The organism is Bacillus sp. RC240 (assembly GCF_044907945.1).
GTDB lineage: Bacteria > Bacillota > Bacilli > Bacillales > Bacillaceae_G > Bacillus_A > Bacillus_A mycoides.
Genome location: NZ_JBIYCT010000011.1, coordinates 17,283 through 32,293 on the forward strand (window position 1 = coordinate 17,283; position 15,011 = coordinate 32,293).

At 34.3% G+C, this 15,011-nt stretch carries 18 protein-coding genes; 3 read left to right on the top strand and 15 right to left on the bottom strand.

Annotated elements, in window-relative coordinates; genetic code table 11:
* Nucleotides 1-149 precede the first annotated feature (149 nt).
* The 14 genes from ABH955_RS24650 to ABH955_RS24715 all read right to left on the bottom strand — a co-directional run bounded on the left by ABH955_RS24650 (nucleotide 150) and on the right by ABH955_RS24715 (nucleotide 12,513).
* A complete protein-coding gene (locus tag ABH955_RS24650) occupies nucleotides 150-2,570 on the bottom strand; it encodes a heavy metal translocating P-type ATPase (protein ID WP_404491769.1) in 2,421 nt (806 codons plus the stop codon).
* Between the two features lie 95 nt (nucleotides 2,571-2,665).
* The gene (copZ, locus tag ABH955_RS24655) at nucleotides 2,666-2,872 is read right to left on the bottom strand and encodes a copper chaperone CopZ (protein ID WP_002066751.1); all 207 of its coding nucleotides are present in this window, start codon (nucleotides 2,870-2,872) and stop codon (nucleotides 2,666-2,668) included.
* A gap of 195 nt (nucleotides 2,873-3,067) precedes the next feature.
* Nucleotides 3,068-3,370: a metal-sensing transcriptional repressor gene (locus ABH955_RS24660; protein ID WP_002014668.1), complete on the bottom strand. Its 303-nt coding sequence runs from the start codon at nucleotides 3,368-3,370 to the stop codon at nucleotides 3,068-3,070.
* 291 nt (nucleotides 3,371-3,661) lie between these two features.
* Nucleotides 3,662-3,889, bottom strand: a complete 228-nt coding sequence (locus ABH955_RS24665; RefSeq protein WP_000849103.1) for a hypothetical protein — start codon at nucleotides 3,887-3,889, stop codon at nucleotides 3,662-3,664.
* A gap of 261 nt (nucleotides 3,890-4,150) precedes the next feature.
* Nucleotides 4,151-5,098 (bottom strand): cation diffusion facilitator family transporter, encoded by a 948-nt coding sequence (locus tag ABH955_RS24670; RefSeq protein WP_404491770.1) that lies wholly within the window; start codon nucleotides 5,096-5,098, stop codon nucleotides 4,151-4,153.
* A 54-nt stretch (nucleotides 5,099-5,152) separates the two neighbouring features.
* Nucleotides 5,153-5,386 (bottom strand): ferredoxin, encoded by a 234-nt coding sequence (locus ABH955_RS24675; RefSeq protein WP_219375941.1) that lies wholly within the window; start codon nucleotides 5,384-5,386, stop codon nucleotides 5,153-5,155.
* 55 nt (nucleotides 5,387-5,441) lie between these two features.
* A complete protein-coding gene (gpmA, locus tag ABH955_RS24680) occupies nucleotides 5,442-6,149 on the bottom strand; it encodes a 2,3-diphosphoglycerate-dependent phosphoglycerate mutase (protein ID WP_404491771.1) in 708 nt (235 codons plus the stop codon).
* Between the two features lie 66 nt (nucleotides 6,150-6,215).
* The gene (locus ABH955_RS24685) at nucleotides 6,216-6,590 is read right to left on the bottom strand and encodes an ArsR/SmtB family transcription factor (RefSeq protein ID WP_404448062.1); all 375 of its coding nucleotides are present in this window, start codon (nucleotides 6,588-6,590) and stop codon (nucleotides 6,216-6,218) included.
* 171 nt (nucleotides 6,591-6,761) lie between these two features.
* On the bottom strand, nucleotides 6,762-7,580 hold the full coding sequence (locus tag ABH955_RS24690) for an alpha/beta hydrolase (protein WP_404448059.1): 819 nt from the start codon (nucleotides 7,578-7,580) through the stop codon (nucleotides 6,762-6,764).
* 15 nt (nucleotides 7,581-7,595) lie between these two features.
* The gene (locus tag ABH955_RS24695) at nucleotides 7,596-8,414 is read right to left on the bottom strand and encodes an ABC transporter ATP-binding protein (protein WP_219303370.1); all 819 of its coding nucleotides are present in this window, start codon (nucleotides 8,412-8,414) and stop codon (nucleotides 7,596-7,598) included.
* Between the two features lie 15 nt (nucleotides 8,415-8,429).
* Complete coding sequence (locus tag ABH955_RS24700) at nucleotides 8,430-9,452, bottom strand: FecCD family ABC transporter permease (protein WP_002087982.1); 1,023 nt, start codon at nucleotides 9,450-9,452, stop codon at nucleotides 8,430-8,432.
* Complete coding sequence (locus ABH955_RS24705; protein WP_002066739.1) at nucleotides 9,445-10,452, bottom strand: FecCD family ABC transporter permease; 1,008 nt, start codon at nucleotides 10,450-10,452, stop codon at nucleotides 9,445-9,447. Before ABH955_RS24705 ends, ABH955_RS24700 begins: the two co-directional genes overlap by 8 nt.
* A 27-nt stretch (nucleotides 10,453-10,479) precedes the next feature.
* Nucleotides 10,480-11,445: an iron-hydroxamate ABC transporter substrate-binding protein gene (locus tag ABH955_RS24710; RefSeq protein ID WP_002087985.1), complete on the bottom strand. Its 966-nt coding sequence runs from the start codon at nucleotides 11,443-11,445 to the stop codon at nucleotides 10,480-10,482.
* 309 nt (nucleotides 11,446-11,754) lie between these two features.
* Nucleotides 11,755-12,513, bottom strand: a complete 759-nt coding sequence (locus tag ABH955_RS24715) for an exodeoxyribonuclease III (RefSeq protein ID WP_404491773.1) — start codon at nucleotides 12,511-12,513, stop codon at nucleotides 11,755-11,757.
* A gap of 154 nt (nucleotides 12,514-12,667) precedes the next feature.
* Here ABH955_RS24715 and ABH955_RS24720 point away from each other — a divergent pair, with 154 nt between their 5' ends.
* Genes ABH955_RS24720 through ABH955_RS24730 form a run of 3 tightly spaced genes read left to right on the top strand, consistent with a single transcriptional unit; the run spans nucleotide 12,668 to nucleotide 14,683 of the window.
* Entirely contained in the window at nucleotides 12,668-13,240 is a 573-nt protein-coding gene (locus tag ABH955_RS24720) for a bifunctional transcriptional activator/DNA repair enzyme AdaA (RefSeq protein WP_002014656.1), read from the top strand.
* A gap of 4 nt (nucleotides 13,241-13,244) precedes the next feature.
* A complete protein-coding gene (locus ABH955_RS24725; RefSeq protein WP_002128659.1) occupies nucleotides 13,245-13,769 on the top strand; it encodes a methylated-DNA--[protein]-cysteine S-methyltransferase in 525 nt (174 codons plus the stop codon).
* Between the two features lie 2 nt (nucleotides 13,770-13,771).
* Nucleotides 13,772-14,683 (top strand): DNA-3-methyladenine glycosylase 2, encoded by a 912-nt coding sequence (locus tag ABH955_RS24730; protein WP_002128661.1) that lies wholly within the window; start codon nucleotides 13,772-13,774, stop codon nucleotides 14,681-14,683.
* A 12-nt stretch (nucleotides 14,684-14,695) separates the two neighbouring features.
* Here the strand turns inward: ABH955_RS24730 and ABH955_RS24735 are convergent, their stop codons facing one another.
* Nucleotides 14,696-15,001, bottom strand: a complete 306-nt coding sequence (locus ABH955_RS24735) for a hypothetical protein (RefSeq protein ID WP_016362105.1) — start codon at nucleotides 14,999-15,001, stop codon at nucleotides 14,696-14,698.
* Nucleotides 15,002-15,011: the final 10 nt, after the last annotated feature.

Sequence of the window (15,011 nt, forward strand, 5' to 3'; positions counted from 1 at the left end):
AAACAGTTTCTTCCACTATATATGATTCTACTTCTGCTCTTTCTAAATTATTTCGACTTTTCCTTCTAAGCGAACAATAAACAATACTTATACAAAGTATTGTTTATTGTTAACAAAGCATATTAAATTCGCTTTATAGCTGAAAGTGTTTAAGATTTCAATTTAACTCTTTGCAATCTTAATGCATTTAATACGACTGATACAGAACTAAACGCCATCGCTGCACCTGCAACCCAAGGAGCTAAGAAACCGAGCGCCGCAATCGGAATTCCTAGGCCGTTATAAGCTAACGCCCAGAATAGATTTTGCTTAATATTTCTAATCGTCATTTTACTCATGAAAATTGCATCAGCAATACTATTTAAATCACCACGGATTAACGTAATATCCGCTGCTTCCATCGCTACATCTGTTCCTGTTCCAATTGCCATTCCAATGTCCGCTGTAGCAAGAGCAGGAGCATCATTAATTCCATCTCCAACCATAGCCACTTTCTTACCACTAGCTTGAAGTTTCTTCACTTCTTCTGCTTTTCCTTCTGGTAATACTTCTGCAATTACGTGATCAATACCAACTTGCTTAGCGATTGCCTGAGCAGTTTGTGTATTATCTCCTGTAATCATAACAACGTCTAGACCCATTTTCTTAAGTCTTGCGATAGCTGCTTTTGAAGTATCTTTTACAGTATCTGCAACGGCGACTATACCAGCATATTCTTTATTGATCGCAATAAGCATTGCTGTTTTTCCTTCTCGTTCTAGCTCTTCCATCGATTTAGAAACTTCTTCAATACCAATATCGAATTTCTTCATTAATCGACGTGTACCAATTAATAATTGTTTCCCTTCTACAACTGATTCGATACCGAATCCCGGAATTGCTTCAAACGTTTCTGAACTTGGGATATCAATTTTCTTTTCTTTAATTCCTTCTACAATCGCTTCTGCAAGTGGATGTTCAGAATTTTTTTCTGCCGCACCTACTAAACGTAGTATTTCTTCTTCATGGAATCCATCTGCTACAATTACATCTGTTAACACAGGCTTCCCATTTGTCACAGTACCTGTTTTATCTAGAATAACTGTATCTAATCGGTGCGTCGCTTCTAAATGCTCTCCGCCTTTAAATAAAATACCGTATTCAGCTGATCTTCCTGATCCCGCCATAATAGATGTAGGTGTCGCAAGACCTAATGCACATGGACAAGCGATAACAAGTACTGCTATCATTTTCTCAAGTGCTCCACCAAAATCACCAGGCGTAACAAATATCATCCACACCGCAAATGTGATAATAGCAATCACAACTACAACAGGTACGAAAATACCCGAAATTTGATCAGCTACCCTTTGAATAGGAGCTTTCGACCCTTGAGCCTCTTCCACTACTTTAATAATTTGAGCTAATGCAGTGTCTCTTCCTACTTTAGTTGCCTTAACTTTTAAAAATCCATTTTTATTCATTGTAGAACCGATTACTACATCTCCAATTGTTTTATCAACCGGAATACTCTCGCCTGTTAACATCGATTCATCTATTGCTGACTTTCCTTCTACAATTTCCCCGTCTACCGGGATTTTTTCCCCTGGTTTCACATAAACGATATCACCGGCTACCACTTCTTCGATTAAAATTTTTATTTCTGTTCCATCTCGTACAACAGTAGCGGTTTTCGCCTGTAGTCCCATTAATTTTTTAATTGCTTCTGACGAGCGTCCTTTTGCTTTCGCCTCAAATAATTTACCTAAAATAATTAATGTAATAAGTACTGCACTCGTTTCAAAATACAAGTCTGTCATATGTTCCGAAGAACCAATCGACCTAATACTTAAATACACACTGTAGAAATATGCTGCAGACGTTCCAAGTGCAACGAGAACATCCATATTGGCGCTTTTATTACGTAACGCTTTATAAGCTCCAACATAAAACTGCCCACCAATGATAAACTGAACTGGAGTTGCAAGAGCTAGCTGCACCCAAGAGTTCATAAGCATATCAGGTAAATAAATAAAAGATGTAAATGAAAAATGACTCACCATTGCCCACAATAACGGAAATGATAAAATAAACGAAAAAATAAACTTCTTCTTTTGTCGCTCAATTTCTTTTAAGCGGTGATCTGTTGATGAATCTTGCTCATCTGATTTTACTTCTAATTTATATCCTAACTTTGTAATCGCGCTCTTCATTTCATTTACATTAATTTCATCAGGATTAAAGTCAACTGTAGCCGATTCTAAAGCAAAATTTACTGTTGCTTTATTCACACCTTCTAGCTTATTCAAACGTTTTTCTACTCTATTCGCACATGCTGCACATGTCATTCCCGAAACAGTAAACTCAGCTTTATCACTTACAATTCCATATCCTAACGATTCAACTTTTTCTTTAAATTGTTGCGGATTAGTTTTAGTTGGATCGTATATAATTTTTGTTTTTTCAAGTGCAAAATTTACATTTGCATCTTGAACACCTTCTACTTTTTTAAGACCTTTTTCAATTCTATTTGCACATGCTGCACATGTCATTCCTGATATTTGAAGATTGGCCTCTTTTTGTTCATTCATGTCTCTCACCTCTATATACCCTTATAAGGTATAATTATTAGCAAAATAAATCGTACTTCGTTTAAAGTACGATTTATTTCCGTATCTAAAAATAATTATTGAACATCGTATCCTTGATCTTCAATTACAGCAACGATATCTTTTAACGTTACAACTGATGAGTCGATAGTAACTTCAACAGTTCCTTCTGATAATTGAACTTTCACTTGTTCAACACCGTTTAGTTCTTTCACGCTGCCTTCGATAGAATTTACACAATGTCCACAAGACATACCTTCAACTTGTAATGTTAACTGTTCCATTTAAAATCCTCCTCTTGTTTCTTCATTGTTTGTTAATCACAACTACATCTTACCATACCCCCCTAAGGTAATCAATGGTTTTGTATCATGATTTTAATTCTTTTCTAAAATCTTTATTTTTTTGCTCCAATTATGAATTTATATATCTTCTCCTATATAAACAAAAGCCAAGCTAGTCAAATACTAGCTTGGCTTTTATGCTTTTGAAAAACGTTCAAATACTGTCATTAATTCTTCAATTGCTTCGTCACCATTACCATTTTTAATAGCTCCTGAAACACAATGACTCGTATGATTTTTTAAGACACCCATTCCTACTTTTTTCATCGCTGCATTAATCGCAGAAATTTGAACTAAAATATCCACGCAATAACGATCATTTTCAATCATATTTTGAATACCACGGACTTGGCCTTCAATTCTCTTTAATCTATTTATAATTTGTTCTTTTTCTTTTTCTGATCTATGTGTTACTGATTCATGGTCCTTATGATCCATATTATCACCTTCTTAAAGTTTCTCTTCATCCAATAAAACAATTGCTTTTATGAGTATACCAATTATATCATCAAATATCTATGTAGGATACCCCATATGAGTATATTTTCGCTTTATGATTATTCTTAACACATCATTAGCTTCTCAGTCTCAATTAATATGATACCCTTTCTTTTTTTCAAAAAAACAATAATAAGCGGGGATTGTCCATCCCCGCTTATTATTCATCCACAAATGTAAAAGTCTCAATTTTCACACGTGTAAATTGAGACTTTTTCTTCCTATATATAATTATTGCTGGTCACATACTTTTGTATCATTCACTACTGAAGTTCCTTCAACGGTTACCGTATGAAAACAGTCATTTACACGAACTGTCACAACATTATCTTGCCGATCAATGATATGATATTCATTAAAATTTTTATTCAGAGCACTGCGAATTTGTTCTCCTTCATAAATTGGAATGCCATGTGATAAAACCCAAATAAGCCCAGCGATAGCAAGAATAGTTTTCATACGATCTACCTCCTTGAGAATATAGTGAACTTTAAATCCGCGCTTTTTCAGCTTTACTAATCATAAATTGAATTAACCAAGCCCTTTTGGAAGTAAGTTCATTTCGTCTATTTTATGTTTATGCTAATTGTGACGGAATTGTGACAACTTTTTGTCTCTTTAGACGAAAAGTTGAAACAAAACGTTCAAAAAGGACAATTCTACTTATGTGAACAAAAAGGCTATGGAGAATTTCCTCCATAGCCTTTTTGTTCAATTTTATTAAATGACCATTTCACTATGCTTAATCTTAAGCGTTTCAATTTGAATTGTAGCGTGTTCAATATGGAACTCCTGTTTTAACATAGTAATAATATTTTGAAGCACTTCTTGATCGTCCTGTTTTTTATCAATCATTACATGGACACTTAATGCATCTAATCCTGATGTAATTGTCCAAATGTGGAGATCGTGTATATCACGTACACCCTCTACTTCTTTAATAGCTTGCTTAACTTGTTCTATCTTAATTGAAACAGGTGTACCCTCCATAAGTATATGAATGGAATGTTTTGTTACTCCCCATGCACTCTTTAAAATTAATAGCGCTACAATTACTGAGATAATTGGATCTGCAATATACCATGAAAATAAAGACATAAGTGCACCAGCTACTAACGCACCAACTGAACCTAAAGCATCTCCAAGAACATGTAAATATGCGCTACGTAAATTGACGTTATTTTTCACATCACCTTGTCTCATAAGAGCCCATGCACTAATTAAATTCGCTAGTAAACCAATTGATGCGATTAACATCATTGGACCACTTGCTACAGTTGGTGGTTCAAAAAAACGACCAATTGCTTCCCATACGATAAGCCCTGCTACAACAAATAATGTAATTCCATTAATTAATGCTGCTAATATTTCAAAACGATAATATCCATATGTTTTTGTAGAAGTAACCGTTCTAGCTGCAAGTCCTATTGCAATTAAACTTAATAATAATGAACTTGTATCACTTAACATATGTCCTGAATCAGATAATAAGGCCAAACTATTTGTAACTAGTCCTCCAAAAAATTCAAGGAACATAATAGTTGCTGTAATTACTAAAGCTGTAATTAACCCTTTTCTATTCCCTTTCCTGCTCTCCTCAAAATGATGATGTCCATGCGAATGCCCGTGAGTATGTCCATGATGTTGGTGACCTTGATGATGTCCCATATAAATTCCTCCTTTTAATTTTGTTTTGTCTTTAATAATTCCTCTATTGAATTTTCACTTATTTATAAATGGCTCTTTTCTTACCTGAATCGAACTTGTTGGACAGCCGTCACTTGCCGCCAACATTGCTTTCAAGAAAGTTTTTGGGATTCCCATTATTCCTTGATTATTATCTAATGCACTAAATGATTTCCCTCTTCCATCTAATTGATATATATCAGGTGCTATAGAAGTACATAATCCACATGACTCACAATTCTTTTTATTTACGACCGTATAATGTAACAATATAAATCACCTCCATTATAAATATACAATACATCGGTAGGGTATATTAAAGTGTTTATTTTATACAAATTTCCCTATTCAAATAATAATGGTCTATCGGTTTTAAATCGTTATCCAATTCATAAACCAATGGTGTTCCTGTTGGAATGTTTACATTCTCTATATCTTCATCTGAAATTTGATCTAAATGTTTTACTAAAGCACGTATTGTATTTCCATGTGCTGCAATAATTACTTGTTTACCAGCTTTTACATTAGGAGCTATCTCTTCATCCCAATATGAAACAACTCGTTTCTCTGTATCTTCTAGATCTTCTGTAAGAGGAAACTCATGATCTTTTAAATCTCTATATTTCAGATGTGCCGCTTCATATCTTTTGTCATCTTTTGTAAGTGATGGTGGGCGTACATTTGTTGAACGTCTCCATAAAGTTACTTGTTCATCACCATATTTTCTCGCTGTTTCTTCCTTGTTTAATCCTTGAAGCGCACCGTAATGACGCTCATTTAATTTCCATGTTTTATGAACAGGTATCCACATCAAATCCATTTCTTCGAGAGTAATCCATAAAGTACGCATCGCTCTTCTCAAAACAGATGTATATGCTATATCAAATGAGAAACCATTAGCTTTCAGCATTACTCCGGCTTCTCTTGCTTCTTCCAAACCTTTATTGGATAAATCAACATCCGTCCAACCTGTAAACCGATTTTCAACATTCCATTCACTTTGTCCGTGCCGTATTAAAACTAGCTTTACCATACTTATTATCTCCTCTCCTTTTAAAGTTGCATTTTCATAAAGAAGTATCTTTATGAAAATGCATGATTACATATCAAGTTCTTTCTTATTCAGTTCACTACTATGACTAAACGCTAATTCAATTAATCCATTTACGTGAGAATCATCTAATGAATAAAAAACAAGTTTCCCCTCTTTACGCTTTTTCGCTAATCCTATCGTTTGTAATAGCCTTAAGTGATGTGAAGCTGTTGCAATACTACTATGAATAATACTTGCGACATCACGTACGCAAAGCTCTTTTTCCGTATACAACGCATAAGCAATTTTCAAACGTGTTTCATCTGCAAGTGCCTTAAACATTTTCGCTACACTACTTATATTTTCTTTCTCTAACATATCACTTGCATGTTTTACTTTTTGCTCATCATGATAACAAAGTTCACAATGTTCTTCCTTCATATGTAACACCTCTTATTCAAATACATATTTGATTATGTATGTAGTATACCTTATAAACGATAAACATTCAAATGTTTATTTGAATGTTTATCGTTTATACCTTAAATATGTTTATACAACAAAAAGAATCCCACATACTATGGGATTCTTTTTGTGCTATTATCGATTATTCTACAACTGACTAATAAATCTTAACCCTTTACTTAAAGATGTCGGCACAACAGATGCATGATTCTCCCCTTCAGCTTCATAAAACATAAATCTAAACTGATCGTGTTTTACTTGGAGAAGGCGCTCTGATAATTCGTTTGCACCTACAACCATATGCTCTCGTTCCAATGACCCAACTGTAAGGAATACTCCCGTTTCAACCTTAGCATTGTTTAATTCATTTATAAGATTCTTTTCTTTTTCAAGCACGGATTGGTTATTCCACCAAATAGATGGACTACTTATAAAATAATTTTGAAAGGCATTTACGCTTGCGAATAGTATATGTAAAGCAAATAGACCACCTAAAGAATGTCCAAATAACGTTTGCTTTCCTTTATCAATCTCAAATTCCTTTTCAATTTGTGGTTTCAATTCTTCTTCAATAAAAGTAAAGAAGTTATGTGCTCCCCCTGTTTTAGGCCACGGTTTACCGTCCGGTTTTAACGGGGCATCTTTTGAAATTACGACAGGTGTAAGATCATAACATCTTTCTTCTCCTGAAAATGCGCCTTCAATTGGATAACCAATACCTACTATAATTGCTGGTGACACACCTGTTTTTTCTGCTCTTACCGATTGTATTTTAATAGCTTCATGGAACGTTTGGAAAAAGGCGTTCCCATCTAATACATATATAATAGGATAACCAGAATCCGGTGCTGGCTGCTTCGGTTTTGAAATATGAATTTGATACTCACGATTCTCTAATGTCGAATACATTTTCCACTGTTCGGTATTAGATACAATAATTTGTTGTTTTTCAATAGCAGTATTCATTATGCACATCCCCCCTTAACTCGTTACATACATCTCTACTTTTTCCTCTTGAAATACACTATCATAACCGAAGCAAACGGGAGCTCCGTTATATGGATCTATCATGACACGCGCATCGATATGAAATACCTCTTTTAGCACCTCGTTTGTAATAATTTCTATAGGACTACCAGTTGTAATAATGTTTCCTTCTTTCATTGCGATAATTTTATCTGAAAATCTAGCTGCGTGGTTAATATCATGTAATACCATTACGACCGTACAATTATGTTCTTTATTCAGTTTCTCAACGATTTGCAGTACATCTAATTGGTGTGACATATCAAGGTATGTCGTTGGCTCATCTAATAATAAAACTTCCGTCTCTTGCGCTAAGGCCATTGCTAGCCATACTTTTTGTCTTTGTCCACCTGATAAATTCGCAATTTGTCTCGTTCGAAACGCTGATGTTTTGGTAATATCTAATGCCCAATCAATCATTTCTTTATCTTTTGAAGTTAACTTATTCACGTTATTACGATGTGGATAACGCCCATAAGAAACCAACTCTTCTACCTTAATCTCTCCCGGGGCAATCGGATTTTGCGGAAGCAAAGCTAACTGTTTCGCGATTTCTTTCGTTGAAATCGTATTTAAATCTTGTCCTTGTAAATATACTTTACCGCTTTTTTGTTTTAAAATTCTTCCCATCGTTTTTAATAATGTCGATTTTCCGCATCCATTTGGACCTATAATTGTCGTTACTTTTCCCTTTTGTATTTCCACATTTAAATCGCGAAACACTGTAAGTTTTTCATAATTTGCTTCCAAGTTTTTTGCACTTAAAATATTCACTTGTATTTCCTCCTCTTACGCTTTCGCCTTATAAAGTAAATATAAGAAATACGGTACACCGACAATAGCAATAACAATCCCTACAGGCAATTCTGCAGGCATAAAAATTGTTTTTGCGATAAAATCTGAAGCAATTACAAGTAGCATCCCAATTACTCCGCATGTAGGAATTACATATTTATGTTGAATGCCAACAAGTCTTTTGGCTATATGTGGCGCCATTAGACCAATAAATCCAATACTTCCTGAAACAGCAACACATGCACTTACAAGTCCAATACTGCTTAATAATAGAATAGACTTCTCTCTTTCTACTGAAACACCTAGACTTGTAATACTCGTTTCTTCCAATTGAAATAAATCTAGCAAATAAGCTTTCTTTTTTATAATTGGAATTAATATAATAAGCCACGGCAACATTGCAATAATGTATTTCCAGTTTGCATTATATATGCTACCTGAAACCCAGACAGCTGCCATTTCAAAGTCAGTTGCTTTCATTTTCAATGATAAATACATAGAAAACGCTCCGAAACCTGACCCTATTGCGATCCCTGTTAGTAACAGACGCTGTGAATCTAACTTTCCATTTCGCCAAGAAAATATATAAATTAATATAGCCGCGCCTAACCCTCCAACTAAGCCAAACATCGGCATCATCATTATAGAAATCCAATCCGTACTCTTTATTTGTCCTTGGAAAAAGAACATAAAAATTACGATTGCAGTTCCTGCACCAGCATTTACTCCTAAAATACCCGGATCTGCTAAACCATTTCTCGTAATCCCTTGAATAACAGCGCCAGCTATCCCTAGACCTAATCCTACTAGGCCAGCAATTATGATTCGCGGCAGTCTAAAATCAAATATAACTAAATCATGTTCCGGGACTGGATCAATCCGAAAAATTGTTCGAAAGACGTCCATAATTGTAATATCAAATGTACCATTCGTTAAGCTAATATAAATGGTACATAAAATTAAAAGTATAATAGTACCCATAGTCATTACAAAACGCTGACTTGAGCCTTTAAGCATGTCTCTCTCCCCCTCTTGTACGAATTAAATAAAGGAAGAAAGGAATTCCAATTAGAGACGTAACAACGCCTATTGGTGTTTCAAATGGATAGTTTACAAATCTGCTTAACACATCACATAAAGCAAGAAACACACCACCAATTACTCCAGCACAAGGCACAATCCATTTATAATCTACACCGATTAAAAAGCGGGTAATATGAGGAATAATTAGTCCTACAAAACCTATTTTCCCTACTAAAGCAACTGCTGTGCCAGTCAGAAATACAACAGATAAAATTGCAGTCATTTTTATAATTTTCGTACGCTGTCCTAAATTAATAGACACTTCTTCTCCCAATGAAAGGATTGTAATAGATTTTGAAATAAGAAGTGCTAAAATAATACCAACTATACCAAAAGGAATTGCTAATTTAAGTATATTGGGATCTACTTGATCTAATTTCGCATTGTACCAAAAACTAATATTTTGAGAGACTTGAAAATAAGAAGCAATTGCGGCAGAAAGACTACTTAAAAATGTCCCTATCACGGTTCCTATAATTGCTAATCTTACAGGTGACAATCCGTTTCTAAGCAGTGAACCAAATCCAAAAACAATCCCCGCGCCTAATGCTGAACCCAGCATAGAACATAAAATCATGTTGACTGAAGACATTCCCGGAAGGAATACCATACACATTGTAATAACAAAAGCAGAACCATCCGTCACACCCATAATAGAAGGGGATGCAAGATAATTCCTTGTCATCCCCTGCATAAGTGCTCCTGATATGGCTAGAAAAGCTCCAACTAAAAGAGCTCCAATTACCCTTGGTAAACGAGATGTAACAATAATATTATGATTTACATTACTCGAATCAAAATGAAACAATGCATTCCACGTCGTTTCAAAATCGATATTTTTTGTCCCATATAAGATAGATAAAATAACAGTAAGTAAAATACATATGGGTGCTAAGCATAAAATTATCATTGGAAGTGAATTTATTTTCCGCATATCATTCAACGCACCTTACTAATTTTATTATTTAGTCAAATTTTTCACTGCTTCTTTTAAAAATACTGTTTTACTCCAAGCAGTACCACCTTGTGCAATAGGATCTACAGTATTTACAAATACTTTCTTCTCTTTTACAGCATTTACACTTTGCCAAATTGGATTACTTTCTATTTCTTCTAGTACTTTTGGTTTATTATTTTCACTTGCTTCATATTGTAAAAATACGTAATCTGGATTTATTTGAGCCAGTTGTTCTAAAGAGAGTTTCTCTTGCGCTTTTACATTTTTAAGTTGTTCTGGAGCAGTTAATCCAAGGTCTTTATAAATTACAGGGTTGAAGTATACTCCTTCTGGATAAACGAATAATGTATTCGCTCTTAATCTTATTACAAGTACCTTTTTATCTTTTAACTTATCTCCAATTTTTGCTTTCGCTTTTTCAGCGTCTGCTTTATAATCCTTAATAATTTTTTCTGCTTTGTCTTTTTTACCAGATAGTTCTCCCATTAATTTTAAGTTTTCTTCCCAATCTGTAGAAACATGTGATATTGGGATTGTTGGAGCTACCTTCGTAAATTTCTCAGCCGCTTCTGCTGGGAATTTCGTACTTGATGTAATAACATCAGGTTTTAATTGAAGTAATGTTTCAAAGTTGGGTTCCATTTTCTCACCGACAGATTTCGCACCTTCTAAATCTTTTGCAACGTTCCCTGGTAATTTCCCACCAACCGTAATTGCACCTACCGGTTTAATTCCAAGTACTGCCGCATCTTCCATTGACTCTAAACTAGCTGTCGCAATTTTATCTACTTTTGCTGGTACTGTATATTCTTTACCTAAATATGTAATCTTTCGCTTTTCGTCTTTTTTCGTTTCCGTAGCCTTTGTCTGTTGTTTTTGTTCCCCAGAAGTTTTGTCTGCACTATTACATGCTGCTAAACCAACACTTAAAACTGTAACCATCCCTAATGTAAATAACTTCTTGTTCATCTTTATATATCTCCTCTCGAAATCTTCAAATATATTATTTCAACAATGAAACTTAATTATATGAAACATAATCCTCATCTATATTTCACATCATTAATAAATCTACGTAAAATGGAGAGCCATTCTCGTTCACTTCCCCTAGTATTAAATTCTTTACAACCCTCATCCCACGATAATCACTAACAGTGATAATGATTATCGTTATTAAGTATATATTTAATATCAGATTATTTCAAGAATGATTTGAAAAATTTTAACAAACTGAACAAAAAAGAAGTATCTCCTTTTTTCAGGAAGATACTTCTTTTTTTAGAAATCTATATGTAATTCAACTGGACAATGGTCTGATCCCATTATTTCACTGTTAATTTTCGCCTCTGTTATTTTGTCTTTCATTCTTTCCGAGACAACAAAATAATCTAAACGCCATCCAATATTTTTTGCTCTCGCTCCCATACGATACGACCACCACGAATATGCTCCTTCCTGATCAGGATAAAGGTAGCGATACGTATCAACAAATCCTTCTTCTAAAGTACGTGTAAACTTCTCCCTCTCCTCATCAGAGAATCCAGGGTTTTTACGGTTACTTTTTGGATTTTTTAAATCTATTTCTTTATGTGCGACGTTTAAATCTCCGCAAAAAACAACTGATTTCTTTTCATTTAATCGTTTAATATAGGCCCTGAAATCATCTTCCCATTTCATTCTGTAATCTAAGCGTTCTAATCCACGTTTGGAGTTTGGTGTATATAACGTTATCATATAAAAATCTTCGAATTCTAACGTAATAACTCGTCCTTCTTGATCATGCTCTTCAATCCCTAAACCGTATGTAACAGAAAGCGGTTCTTTTTTCGTGAAAATAGCCGTTCCTGAGTAGCCTTTTTTCACAGCATAATTCCAGTATGTATAGTATCCCTCTGGATTTAAATCAATTTGCCCATCTTGTAATTTAATCTCTTGTAAACAAAATATATCAGCTTTTGATTCCTCAAGATATTCTAAAAATCCACCTTTTGCAATAACTGCTCGCAAACCATTTACATTCCATGAAATCAACTTCATCTATGTTCCTCCTCTTGATGTGCATTTTCAATTTTCATGCTAACACAAAATAGATACCCTATCATAGTTTCATCTTTGTAATCTTGCTCTTACATTCATAAATGCGTACATACGTACTTTATTCAGGTTATACTAATGCCAGAGGTGATGTTCTGTGCATAATGAAGAGTTCACAGTAACAAATGAGTATTGGCAAGCAATTATTCATAATGACTCCACATATGATGACAAATTCTTTTACGCTGTAAAATCAACCGGTATTTTTTGCCGACCATCATGTAAATCGAGAATACCGAATAAAAACAATGTACGTATTTTTCTTAAGGCAGAGCAAGCATTACATGAAAATTTTCGTCCGTGTAAACGTTGTAAACCAAACGGGCTAACTTTACCTAATGAAGAATGGGTAGAGCAAATTAAAGAATATATCCAAAAACATTATTGTGACGTGTTAACCCTCGACTTACTCGCAGAAATATGCCATGGTAGCCCTTATCATCTACAACGCACTTTCAAGAAAATTGTAGGGATTAGTCCAATAGAATATATACAGCAATTCAGAATTAAAAAAGCGACAGAATACCTTTCACATACAAATCAATCCATTATGGAAATTAGTACTGATGTCGGGATAGAAAATCCGGAGTATTTCGCGACTTTATTTAAAAAGAAGACAGGATTTACCCCTACTGAATATCGAAAAAAGAACGGAATAAAAGAGGTATGAAATAATGAAACCATATGAAAATAAAACTATATATTGGACATTGCTTATTCATAAACATTGGCGTATGCATATTGCAGCTACTTCAAATGGATTATGCTTCATCGGATCGCAAAATGAAACTTTTGAAGAACTAAATACGTGGGCTAGCAAAAAACTGCCACAACATACATTCATCCAAAATCCAGATTATCTGCAAACATACACAAAAGAACTTATCGAGTATTTGGAAACCAAACTAGAAACCTTTACAATTCCTATCGATGTTTACGGAACTGCATTTCAATTAGCTGTTTGGAATACGATACGTGAAATTCCTTATGGGGAGACACATTCTTATTCAGAGATTGCGGAAAGAATTCAAAAACCTAACGCTGTACGTGCAGTTGGGACTGCCGTTGGGGCAAATCCTCTGCTTATCACTATTCCTTGTCACCGCGTTATTGGGAAAAATGGTAAACTTACCGGTTTTAGAGGTGGTTTAGAAATGAAAAAAGAATTGCTCAAATTAGAAGCGCTTCGGGAGGAGTAAATATGACAGAGGATTGTAATGAAATATTGTCTTTAGTCGTTCCAAAAGAATTTAGTTTTCAAGAAAACTTACGCTATCTATCGCGTTCTAAAAATGAATGTATGTTTCATATTGAAAACAATAAAATCTATAAAGTCATTCCTGTTCAAAACATAAATCCATTAATTGAAATTGGTTTGAATGCCGATAGTAATATTCAAATACGTTTTTTAGGAGAATCATATGTCTCTGAAAAATGGGCACACGATGCCGTATCTAACTATGTAAAAGAGTGGTTTGATTTAACTACTGATTTAGCTCCCTTCTATAAATTAGCTAAACACGACCCACTCCTTCAAAAACCCATTAAAGAATTTTACGGTCTTCGTACTTTGGGAATTCCGGATTTATTTGAAGCACTATGCTGGGGGATTCTAGGTCAACAAATCAACCTCACATATGCCTATACTCTAAAAAGAAGATTAGTCGAAAATTTTGGTGATTATGTAGATTGGAACGGTAGAAAACATTGGATATTCCCATCACCTGAAGTAATAGCAAATTTAGATGTAGAAGATCTCGCAACATTAAAAATGACTACAAGAAAGTGCGAATACTTAATTGACGTCGCGCAGCTCATTACAGAAGGTAAATTATCAAAAGAATCTCTATTACAAATACAAGATGTGAAGCAAGCTGAAAAACAATTAACTAGCATTCGCGGTATAGGGCCATGGACAGCTCACTATGTTTTGATGCGTTGTTTACGATTCCCTTCAGCTTTTCCAATTGATGATGTTGGTTTGCATAATGCAATTAAATTTATAACAGGTTCCGAAAAGAAACCGACTAAAAATGAAATAAAAGAATTTGCATCAAATTGGACAAATTGGGAGTCTTACGCGACTTTTTATTTGTGGCGGGTGCTATATTAAAAAAAAGCATTTTTAAGTGCTTTTTTTTAATATATTTTCAGGTGATATTTCATCATCGCTTTTTGTATAATAGTTTTCATCATGATATGGTAAAGATAAGTGTTCTAACTTCTCATCGTCTTCTACACACATGACTTTTAAAGTATATCCTTCGAAATCAACTGGAAAGAAAACTTCTTCACTTTGATTTTCATTTATTGCCAAATCAATCATATCCCTTAATTGCTCTAACCCTTCTTTATTTCCAATAATAATAGCTTGATCATGCCACATTTGTTGTCCATATATATGACAGACCTTATAATCTTTGAAATTCATAAATGTTCTC